The following is a 10,174-nucleotide window of genomic DNA, read 5'->3' on the forward strand; positions in this document are numbered from 1 at the left end:
GTACAACAGACGTGCCGCTTGTGTGGCAGGGATGGGATCCGTGAAGATGGAAAAAGCCAGAACGAACTTAGGCGGTGTTGTCGCCAGCTCGCCAGGAGGCTATGGGTCTGACCCGACGGCAGAGGAAGCAGTCCAGAACCCTGCCCAAAGCACTACTTGTCTAACTTCTCAATGTAGGGGCGAATGTCATTGAGGTCGATGTAGCGGTCGGTGGCGTTGCGCAGCTCGCGGGCGATCATCCCTTCGGTGGAGACAACTGTAATCAGCGTGTTTTTGGAACGCAACAGCTCGACGGCCCGCTCAAAATCTCCATCGCCGCTAAATAGAATGATCCTATCGTACTGGCCAACGGTGTTGAACATATCGATTACTATTTCGATATCCAGATTTGCTTTTTGGGAGTACCGACCGGAGTCTTCATCTCGATATTCTTTGAGGATCTTGGTGCGCACAGTGAAGCCCATGCTGATCAGAGCGTCTCGAAAGGCCCTCTGATCATGGGGATCCTTGATGCCGGTGTACCAAAAGGCGTTGACCAATTCAACATTCGGCTGTGATCTAACAAAATAATCCAGCACCCGGCGTGGGTCAAAAAACCAGCCATTTTTCTGTTGAGCATAAAACATATTATTGCCATCAATAAAGATGGAAACCCGAGTGACGGGATGATGGTAAAACATAAAGCTTTTCCGAAAAAAGTAAGGTGAACTGGTCAGAAAAAGAGGATGAAAACGAGGTCACTGACTTTCCACAAGAGCCATTTGGGCAGCCAGCACCTTGCTGACACCAATCTCTCATCATAGCCAAAGGTGGGATCCCTTTCTCAAGAATTAACTCTGAGGAGAGGCACCCCTGTAAACCAAAGCGGGTTCCGGTTGCCGCAGGGCATAGCTGGATCCCGGTCGATCCGCTTGGCTGACGTACAGCTCCGCCAATTGTCGAGCCAGGTTACGGATGCGCCCAATGTAGAGGGTGCGCTCGGCTACAGCAATGACACCACGAGCGTCGAGCAGGTTAAAGGTGTGGGAGCACTTGAGCACATAGTCGTAGGCGGGCAGGAGCAGAGACACGGCCAACCGATCCGGCAACACCTGTTTCTGCAGTTTCTGTTGGGTGGTTTCGATCAAACGCTTGGCCTCGGCTTCGTAGAGCCGGAACAATTCCAGTAGCATCTCCGGATCGGAATACTCGAAGTTGTAATAAGATTGCTCGACCTCATTTTGGAAATAGATTTGTCCATAGGTAATCCGTCCCAGAGAAGGATGCTCATTCCAGCAGAGATCGAAAACCGAATCCACCCCCTGCAGATACATGGCCAGGCGCTCTAGCCCATAGGTAATTTCTACAGAAACCGGGCGACAATCTTGTCCGCCCACCTGCTGAAAGTAGGTGAACTGGGTTACTTCCATGCCGTCCAGCCACACTTCCCAGCCCACGCCCCAAGCCCCCAAGGTGGGAGATTCCCAGTCATCTTCCACAAAGCGAACATCGTGTTCTGCCGGGTTCACGCCCAAAGCTTGCAGGCTATTTAGGTAGACATCTTGAATGTCATCGGGGGAGGGCTTGATCAACACTTGGTATTGAAAATAGTGCTGCAGGCGATTGGGGTTTTGACCGTAGCGTCCATCGGTGGGGCGGCGACAGGGTTCGACATAGGCCACTCGCCAGGGATCCGGCCCCAAGGCGCGCAAAAACGTGTGGGGGCTCATGGTGCCGGCGCCTTTTTCCAGGTCGTAGGGTTGTAGGATCAAGCAGCCCTGCTCCCCCCAAAACTGTTGCAGGCGAAAGATCAAGTCTTGAAAGGTGTGGGCTGACATGGCAGGGGTTGGGCAGAGATGGATTAACCCCTATCCTACCAATCTCCCCCTCTCAGTCGAGCAGCTCTTCCCGATCAGCTGGATCCGAGTAGTCCCACTCGATGGGGGGCATTTGGTCGAAGGCTTGTTTGAGGGCGCTCTCCCACAGTTTGCGCATCTTGGCCAGGTAGGGATCCCCGGTGCGCAGGCGCAGACGGTGGGTGACCTTGAACTGATCCGCTTGCACCATCACCAAATCGATGGGGGGGCCGACGGAGATGTTGGATTTCATGGTGGAGTCGATGGAAAGGAGAGCGCATTTGGCCGCATCTGCTAGCGAGGTTTCGTAGGAGAGGGTGCGATCCAAGATTGGCTTGCCGTATTTGGTTTCCCCCACCTGCAAAAAAGGGGTTTCCGGGGTGGCCTGGATGCAGTTGCCCTGGCTGTAGATCAAAAAGAGGGCTGGCTCTTCGCCTCGGATCTGTCCCCCCAACAACAGGCTGCACTGGGCGTCGATACCGTCCTTTTCCAGCCAGGGTCGGTCTTGCTCCTGGATGTAACGAATTTTGGATCCCAGGTAGCGGGCCACGTCGTAGAGGTGGGGAAAGGTGTGGAGATTGGAACTTTCCGGTTGGCGCAGATCCCGCTGCACTTCGGTCAAAACGCCCTGGGTGATGGACAGGTTGCCGGAGGTGCAGATCAAGATCACCCGCTCTTCGGGCACGGAAAAATCGAACAGCTTTTGGTAGGTGGAGACGTAGTCCACCCCGGCGTTGGTGCGGGAATCTGCCGCCATCACCAAGCCAAAGCGGGTGATGATGCCAAGGCAGTAGGTCATGAGGACGACGCGGCTCGGCTTTTTGATTGTAGAGGGTCAGGGGAAAGCAAATCCGATTTTGTGGCGGATTTCCTCCCGCAGGCGGGCGGTGATCGAGGCTTCGTCCAAATCGGCCAAAATCTGGGCTATGGCGGCTTTGGGGCCCTCTGGCCCCCAACTGGCTCCCTGGGCCAGGTAGCGGCGGGCGGACTCGCCGATGGCATAGCAGGAAAACCCGGCCAACACCGCCTGCGTCAGGGCCACGGAACCGTAGGCTCCCAGAGAGAATCCCCCCAGCAAGGTTTTCAGGGATCCCAGGCCCAACAGCGCCACCCACTCGCCGGCGCCCAGGCTGAGCATGCTGAGGATGATCTTCTGCAGCAGTTGTGTGGCTCCTGCAGTGCTCATGGGCCAGCCGTACAGGCGGGCCAGGCGCAGGATCAGGGTGACATCGATGGCCAGCCCTCCCAAGGTATCGAGCAGGGTGATGGGGTTGAGGGCAACCGCCAGCGCTTTGGTGCGGGCGGCTGAGGCGATGAGGTCTTGGGCTTGCTGGGCACGGGTTTGCAGCTTGCGCTCAATTACCTGCTGGTTAACCCGATCGGCAAACAGGAGGGCATTCAAGGCCAGCAGCGAACGCCCCTCCCGATGCAGGACTTCCAGGATTTTCAGGCGCAGCTCATCCACCTGCGGGGATCCCACTTCCATCTGGGCAGCAAAGCTCCCATCCGGCCTTTGCACCAGGCGGGGCACGCGAGGGGAGGCCGCCACCATGACGATCTCGTTGGGAGAAAGGAGCTGCCGCACCCGTTCGTTGCGGATCTTGTCGTAAATGGCCTGGCGATCTGCCTCTGGGTACTGGTCGATCTTGTTGAACACCAGCAGCATAGGCTTGCCCGCCTCCCGCAGGGTGGCCAGAGCCTCAAACTCCACCCGCGTCAGATCCCCGCAGACGACAAACAGGATCAAATCCGCTCGCTGGGCCACTTCTTGGGCCAGCCGCGCCCGCTCTTCGCCGTCTACTTCATCCAGGCCGGGAGTGTCGATCAGCTCCAGACGGGATCCCTGCCAATGGGCGACCTGTACCGACTGCACCGAGGAAGGGGGGAGGCGGGATCCCTGCAGGGATGTGCCAGAGAAGGAGGACTGGGGGCGGGTTTCCCAGCTGATGTTCCAAGTTGCCGCTTGCTGGGTACGGGTGATGCCATGGGTGGGCCCCGTCTCAAAGACTGGCTCGCCCAGCAGGGCATTGAGCAGGGAAGACTTGCCTCGCCCCACCAGACCAAAGGCGGCGATGTGGATGACCTCGGTTTCCAGCTTGTCCAAGAGCGCTTGCAAGCTCTCCAACTCCCCTTCTAAGCCCGCGACCTCTTGGGGGCGCAGATCCAGTTGGGCCACCCACTGGCGCAGGCTGCGCTTGGCTTGTTGGTAGTTGAGGTCATCTTGTAGGGTGTTGCGGCGAGCCATAGCCGTAGCGCTCAATAGCGGTAGGAAGCAGCCCTTAAAAGACTCCACTTTGCTCTCGGGATCGGCAGGCTTCCCCACCGGACAGAGAGCTTCTCATCGGACAATACAAGGGACAATACAAGACGATCATAAGAGGAAGGGAAGAGTTAAGCTCAAAGCAAGGCGGCCTCAGCCGCCGGGATCCGCAACTCAAAAATCCGATATCCAAAACTTGGCAAGAGGAGGTTTTCCATGCCCAGGGCTATCTGGAATGGGGTGGTGGTGGCGGAGACAGACCGCTACGAAACCGTAGAAGGCAACATCTATTTTCCGCCGGAATCTCTGCGCCGGGAATACTTCCAGCCCAGCTCTACCCACACCACCTGCCCCTGGAAGGGGGAGGCCAGCTACTACACCCTCGTGGTCAACGGCCAGGAGAACAAAGATGCCGCCTGGTACTACCCGGATCCCAAACCCGCTGCGGCCAACATCCGGGGCTATGTGGCCTTCTGGAAGGGTGTCAAGGTGGAGCCCTAGCCGGAGCCGAGTTTGTCAACCGGGTATGATGGGAAGAGTGGGTTGGAGAGGCGATGCCATGCTGACCAATGGCCGGATCCTGTTTGGCGCGGCCCGGTGGGCGAGAAAGCTGGGCCCGGCCGGATTGAGCCTGGTGCTGTTGGGCTGCAGCCCCGCAGGTTTTCGCACCCCGCGTCCCAGCCTGACCAACAGTGGCCTCAACAGCATCTTCCCCGATGGGGAGCCTGCTTTCAACGGAGATGGCCGCTACCTGGTGTTTTCCTCGGCCCGCAGCGGCAGCCAGGATATTTTTCTCTACGACACGGTGGAACGTCGCTTGGTGGATCTGCCCGGCCTCAACTCCAGCGACGTGGCGGCTACCTCGCCCGACATCAGCGCTGATGGCCGCTACATCGTCTACGTGTCCAATGCTCTGGGCAAGTCTGAGATCTTCCTCTACGACCGGGAAACTCGCAGGATAGAAAACATCAGCAGCCGGGTGCCAGGAGATGTGCGCAACCCCACCATCAGCGGCGATGGCCGGTTTATCGCTTTTGAGAGCAACGGCCAAGGACAGTGGCACATCGAGATTTTCGACCGGGGGCCGGCGGCCAGCACGCGTCCAACCTCACCTTCTTCCCCCAATGCTGACGACAATCCCTGAGGGGATCCTCAAGCTAGGATAGACCCCCCTGCTTTGCAAGAGTTGTTGCATGTCGATTCCCCTCGCCCAGCGACTTCAGCCCCTCGGCGGCAATGTGTTTGACCAAATGGATCGAGCCAAGCGAGAGGCTCGTCGCTCTGGCCTGGATGTGATCGATCTGTCTCTGGGATCCTCCGATCTGCCCCCACCTTCAGACTCCTTGGCGGCCATCCAATCGGCTCTGTCGGATCCCTCTACCTATGGCTACACGCTGTTTCACGACACGGCGGACTTTCGGTCTGCCTGCGCCAAGTGGTACATGGGGAAGTTCGGCCTGGAGATCGATCCGGAAACAGAGGTGCTGCCGTTGATCGGATCCCAGCAGGGAACGGCCCTCTTGCCCCTGGCCCTGCTCAACCCCGGCGATGTTGCTTTGGTTGCGGATCCGGCCTATCCCTCTCACGTGGGCGGGATCCATCTGGCGGGCGGGATCCCCTACTACCTGCCCCTGCGGGCGGAAAACCGCTTCTTGCCCCGCTGGGATCGGATCCCGGCAGCGATCTGCCGGCAGGCGCGGCTGCTGGTGTTGAACTACCCCCACAACCCCACCACTGCCACCGTCACCCCGGAGTTTTGGCAAGAAACCCTGCAGTTTTGTCAGCAGTACGACATCGTTCTGGCCCACGATTTTCCCTATGTGGACTGGCGCTTCGACGGCCAGGTGGCCCCTTCTGCGCTGCAGGCGGATCCCGATAAAACCCGCACCATCGAGTTTTTTTCTCTCTCCAAGTCCTATCACATGGGGGGATTCCGGGTAGCCTACGCCATTGGCAGCCGGGAGCTGATCCGAGCCCTGCGGTGGGTGAAATCCACCATCGACTTCCACCAATACCAGGGCATTCTGCGGGGGGCAGCAGCAGCTTTGACAGTTCCCGATAGCTTTTTGCAGCGCTGGCGGCAGGTGTACCGCGAGCGACGGGATATAGCCGTGGCGGCTCTGCACCGCATGGGTTGGCCTGTGCCCTTGCCAGAAGCCACCATGTATCTGTGGGCGCCTCTGCCGGAGTTTTATCGCGGCTCTTCTGCCCAGTTTTGTCTGGACTTGGTGAGAGCCACAGGGGTTGCCCTGTCTCCCGGTTCTGGCTTTGGCCCCAGTGGGGAAGGCTATGTCCGCTTTGCTTTGGTGGTCGAGGGATCCCGTCTGGAGGAGGCAGTGGGACGGATCGAGGCGTTTTTGTCCCGGTGCATTTCCTAAATCCCAAACATCAATCCCAAACATCGAGCATCCAGCTCTCGGTTGGTTGTGCTCGCCCACCCTCGGGCAATCTAAGTCAGGATAAGAGTAAGAGTGTTACCCAAGTTGAGTGGGCATGGAGAAGGAAACGCTCGACAGTTTTTTGTCCATCCGCGGGGTGATGGGGGTGGCGCTCTTGAGTCGGACAGGTCGCCCTTTTTTCTACCGCTCTTTTCAGGATTTGGATAGCCGACAGCAACAGGCCCTCACCGAAGGGCTGTTTCAAGTTTTGCAGACCATGCCCCCAGGACTTGACTATTTTGATTTTCAGTTTGCCGAGCAGCGGGTCTTCGTTTACCCCCTCGGGCCGGAATGGGCGCTGCTGGTGGCGGTGAATGACGAGCTGGTGATGCCGGTTTACACCTTGGCCGTGAACCGCCTGCGAGCCGAGCTGCAGCAGGATACGCCAAAGGGCTTAGCCACCTTTCGTCTATTTACCAGCCAGGCGGAGGCAGGCCGGAACGCTACCCAGCCCAGTTCCGCTCCTGCGGCGGGCCCGCGCATGGAGATGGATGTCTTCGTGCAATCTCTGAACCGTCTCTGCCAGATGACAACCGGCTATTTGGGCAAGGCGGTGATCGTCAACTATTGGAAGGCAGCACGGCAGGAAGTGGTGGAACGCCAGGGATCCCAAGCAGAATGGCTGAACCAGTTCGAGATCGAGCGCAGCGGCCAGATCCACTACCGGGGATCCCTCAAGGAACTGGACGAATCTCAGCAAAGGGTGCTACGGGATTGGGTGCTGGCTTTTTTCCGTCGCTGTGAAGAGGTAATCCACGATTTTCGCAACTTGATCAAATCGTCAGAACTGCGCCTATGAAAAGGGGCAGGCTTTTTCCTAAGTAGGGCTATCGGCGAACTCTACCCGGCTCTTGGTCGAGGAAAATCCAGGCTAAGCTATGACCATGGTCAACCCGGATCGCGCCAGGTGCAGACAAGATCCCTGCCTGGGGATGTCCCTTCTTGTCGCCGCAAGCCGACCCAGCGAAAGATCCGCTTTGCTACCGCGATGCCGCCGGATCCCTCGTTACTATGGGGTTGCGGCACTCTACGCGAAGGAGTCGCTATGCTGAGAATCGTCACCCAGCTAGCCGAGGCTGAAGCCGAGCTCAGACGGATCTCGGAGCGCACTCAGGCTGACCAGAACCTGCACCGCGAAGCAACTGTGCGGGAGATCCTGCAAGCGGTACGCCGTCAGGGGGATCGGGCCCTGCTGACCTATACGGCTGAGTTCGACCAGGTGGAGCTGAGCGTTGCCGAGCTGAAGGTGTCTGGGGCCGAGCTAGAGGCAGCTTACCAGGCGGTATCTCCGCAGTTGCTTTCAGCCCTACGGCTGGCCAAGCAGCGCATTGAAGCTTTTCACCGGCAGCGGGTGCCCAGCAGTTGGGTAAGCTTTCCCGGCCCTGAGATCGTCTTGGGCAAGCAATACCGCCCTGTGGATCGCGCCGGCCTCTACATTCCGGGAGGGCGAGCCGCCTATCCCAGCACGGTGTTGATGAACGCCATCCCGGCCCAGGTGGCAGGGGTGCCCGAGATTGTGATGGTGACGCCACCGGGATCCGACGGCTCGGGGGGCAAGGGGATTAGCCCGGCCATTTTGGTGGCCGCCCAAGAAGTAGGCATCCACACCATCTATCGCGTTGGAGGGGCTCAGGCAATAGGGGCTTTGGCCTACGGCACCGAGACCATCCCCAAGGTGGACGTGATCACCGGCCCCGGCAACATCTACGTAACTTTGGCCAAAAAGCTGGTGTACGGCACGGTGGGGATCGACTCGCTGGCCGGGCCATCGGAGGTGTTGATCATCGCCGACGAGAGCGCCAACCCCCTTTATGTGGCTGCCGATTTGCTGGCCCAAGCCGAGCACGATCCCTTGGCGGCGGCCATCCTTCTGACCACCGATCTCCAGCTGGCCCAGCAGGTGCAGCAGGCGGTGGCCACCCAGATGGAGGCCCATCCCAACCGTCTGATGGTGGAAAAGTCGGTGGTGAATTACGGGCTGATTGCGGTGGTGCCGGATCTGACGGCGGCGGTGGCTTTGTCCAACCTGTTTGCGCCAGAGCATTTGGAACTGCAGGTGGCAGATCCCTGGGCTTTGCTGGATCCCATTCGCCATGCGGGGGCCATTTTCTTGGGCCACCATACTCCGGAGGCGGTAGGAGATTACCTGGCTGGCCCCAACCATACCTTGCCCACCGCCGGTGCGGCCCGCTATGCCTCGGCTTTGGGGGTGGAAACTTTCCTAAAGCATTCCAGTCTGATTCAATACAGCTCAGCGGCTTTGCGGGAGGTGGCCAGCGCCATTCAGGCTCTCACACAAGCGGAAGGGTTGCCCGCCCACGGCCAGTCGGTACAGGTGCGGTTGGCGGAGGAGCGCTAATCAAGCCCTGGTCGCAGTTAGCTAGACCGCCGGGAAGCCCCACCCTCTGTTAGTGACTAGTGGCTAGTCACTATCCACTCACCACTATCCAGGGTGAGGGTCGGGATGAGAGGCAAGGACACGATGCTTTGTCCTTACTGGTGCTATGACCGGCGTAGCAGGATTTTATACGCTCATCATGAGAACTTTTATAAACTCATCATGAGAACTGCCTATCAATATCGCTTACGCCCTACCTCTAGCCAAGTTGCTCTAATGGAGCAATAGCTAGAGTTGTTGCGGAAGCACTATAACTATCGCTTGGCAGAGCGCTTTGCGTGGTGGGAACACAATCGCTGTGACATCAATGCTTGTCCCTTAATCTGTCACTTGCCTGAGTTAAAAGACAATCCCGATTTCTACTCCCAGAAACGGGACTTGGTGAAGACGAAAGCCCTGTTTCCGCAGTACAGAGCCATCCATTCGCAAGTCCTCCAAAACTGCATAGAGCGAGTGCACAAAGCATTCGACCGCTGGCTGAAGGGGGACGGTAACGGCAAGCGGGCAGGGAAACCCAGATTCAAGGGAGTTGGGCGGTATCGCTCCTTCAGTTTCCCCCAGATGAAACAAGACTGCATTTGCGGGCAGTTTATCCATCTGCCAAAAATCGGTGCTGTTCGCATAATTCAGCACCGTCCTTTGCCTGACGGTTTTGTCATCAAGACTGCTACCATCACCCGCAAGGCAGACGGGTGGTATGTGACCTTGAGCCTGCAAGATTCATCTGTCCCCGTATTTACCCCTGACCCGCCAACACTGGAGAACACGATGGGGATCGACATGGGACTGGACTCCTTTTTGGTGACCGACGCGGGGGAGTCTGTTCCAGTTCCCCAGTACTATCGCAAGGCAGAGCTCAGGCTCAAGAGGTTGCAGCGAGCCTTGTCTCGCGAGAAGAAGGGGTCAAACCGCCTATGGCTAGTGACTAGTGGATAGTGACCAGTGGATAGTGAATAGTGACTATCCACTAACCACTATCTCAGCGCAAAGATTTTCATGACAAAACAGCGAACTGGCTGGTAAGCAAGGGCAAGCATATTGGGTACGAAGCCCTGAATATCAAAGGTGTTGCTAGAACCCGACTAGGTCGTGTTGATCTTATGTTAGGATAGAGAGAATAATTTATAGAGGAAAGAGGATGAAGTTGGTTTTTTTAGATGAAAACAAATGGCAGAAGATATTGGCTTTTTTACAGACAGAAGAGAGAGTTAACATTGGGAAAGAAGCAAACTGCAAACAGTTT

General features: G+C 57.7%; 9 protein-coding genes and 2 pseudogenes. 7 read left to right on the forward strand and 4 right to left on the reverse strand.

The window, feature by feature from the left end:
- Positions 1 to 152: 152 nt before the first annotated feature.
- The 4 genes from ACVWZG_RS03630 to ACVWZG_RS03645 form a co-directional block, all read right to left on the reverse strand.
- Positions 153 to 680 (reverse strand): low amplitude/bright protein LabA, encoded by a 528-nt coding sequence (locus ACVWZG_RS03630; protein ID WP_011431737.1) that lies wholly within the window; start codon positions 678 to 680, stop codon positions 153 to 155.
- A 150-nt stretch (positions 681 to 830) separates the two neighbouring features.
- The gene (gene glyQ, locus ACVWZG_RS03635) at positions 831 to 1,817 is read right to left on the reverse strand and encodes a glycine--tRNA ligase subunit alpha (RefSeq protein WP_414328660.1); all 987 of its coding nucleotides are present in this window, start codon (positions 1,815 to 1,817) and stop codon (positions 831 to 833) included.
- 52 nt (positions 1,818 to 1,869) lie between these two features.
- The gene (locus ACVWZG_RS03640) at positions 1,870 to 2,634 is read right to left on the reverse strand and encodes a peptidase (protein WP_414387909.1); all 765 of its coding nucleotides are present in this window, start codon (positions 2,632 to 2,634) and stop codon (positions 1,870 to 1,872) included.
- Positions 2,635 to 2,670: 36 nt separating this feature from the next.
- On the reverse strand, positions 2,671 to 4,158 hold the full coding sequence (locus ACVWZG_RS03645) for a DUF697 domain-containing protein (RefSeq protein ID WP_457415208.1): 1,488 nt from the start codon (positions 4,156 to 4,158) through the stop codon (positions 2,671 to 2,673).
- A gap of 153 nt (positions 4,159 to 4,311) precedes the next feature.
- On the opposite strand from ACVWZG_RS03645, the gene ACVWZG_RS03650 reads away from it, so the two are divergent.
- The 7 genes and pseudogenes from ACVWZG_RS03650 to ACVWZG_RS03680 form a co-directional block, all read left to right on the forward strand.
- Positions 4,312 to 4,596: a DUF427 domain-containing protein gene (locus tag ACVWZG_RS03650; protein WP_414328853.1), complete on the forward strand. Its 285-nt coding sequence runs from the start codon at positions 4,312 to 4,314 to the stop codon at positions 4,594 to 4,596.
- Positions 4,597 to 4,654: 58 nt separating this feature from the next.
- Positions 4,655 to 5,239 carry a TolB family protein gene (locus tag ACVWZG_RS03655; protein ID WP_457405001.1) on the forward strand — a complete coding sequence of 195 codons (585 nt, stop codon included), beginning with the start codon at positions 4,655 to 4,657 and terminating at the stop codon, positions 5,237 to 5,239.
- 49 nt (positions 5,240 to 5,288) lie between these two features.
- Positions 5,289 to 6,473 (forward strand): LL-diaminopimelate aminotransferase, encoded by a 1,185-nt coding sequence (locus ACVWZG_RS03660; protein ID WP_457404999.1) that lies wholly within the window; start codon positions 5,289 to 5,291, stop codon positions 6,471 to 6,473.
- A gap of 115 nt (positions 6,474 to 6,588) precedes the next feature.
- Positions 6,589 to 7,332, forward strand: coding sequence for a hypothetical protein (locus ACVWZG_RS03665; protein ID WP_457404998.1), 744 nt, complete (start codon positions 6,589 to 6,591; stop codon positions 7,330 to 7,332).
- Positions 7,333 to 7,578: 246 nt separating this feature from the next.
- Positions 7,579 to 8,892: a histidinol dehydrogenase gene (hisD, locus tag ACVWZG_RS03670; RefSeq protein ID WP_414328849.1), complete on the forward strand. Its 1,314-nt coding sequence runs from the start codon at positions 7,579 to 7,581 to the stop codon at positions 8,890 to 8,892.
- 201 nt (positions 8,893 to 9,093) lie between these two features.
- Positions 9,094 to 10,022: pseudogene (locus ACVWZG_RS03675) on the forward strand (RNA-guided endonuclease InsQ/TnpB family protein); the annotation flags it as partial.
- A gap of 47 nt (positions 10,023 to 10,069) precedes the next feature.
- Positions 10,070 to 10,174, forward strand: a pseudogene (locus ACVWZG_RS03680) (IS5-like element ISSoc13 family transposase); the annotation flags it as partial.

It is taken from the genome of Thermostichus sp. OS-CIW-33 (assembly GCF_054059615.1).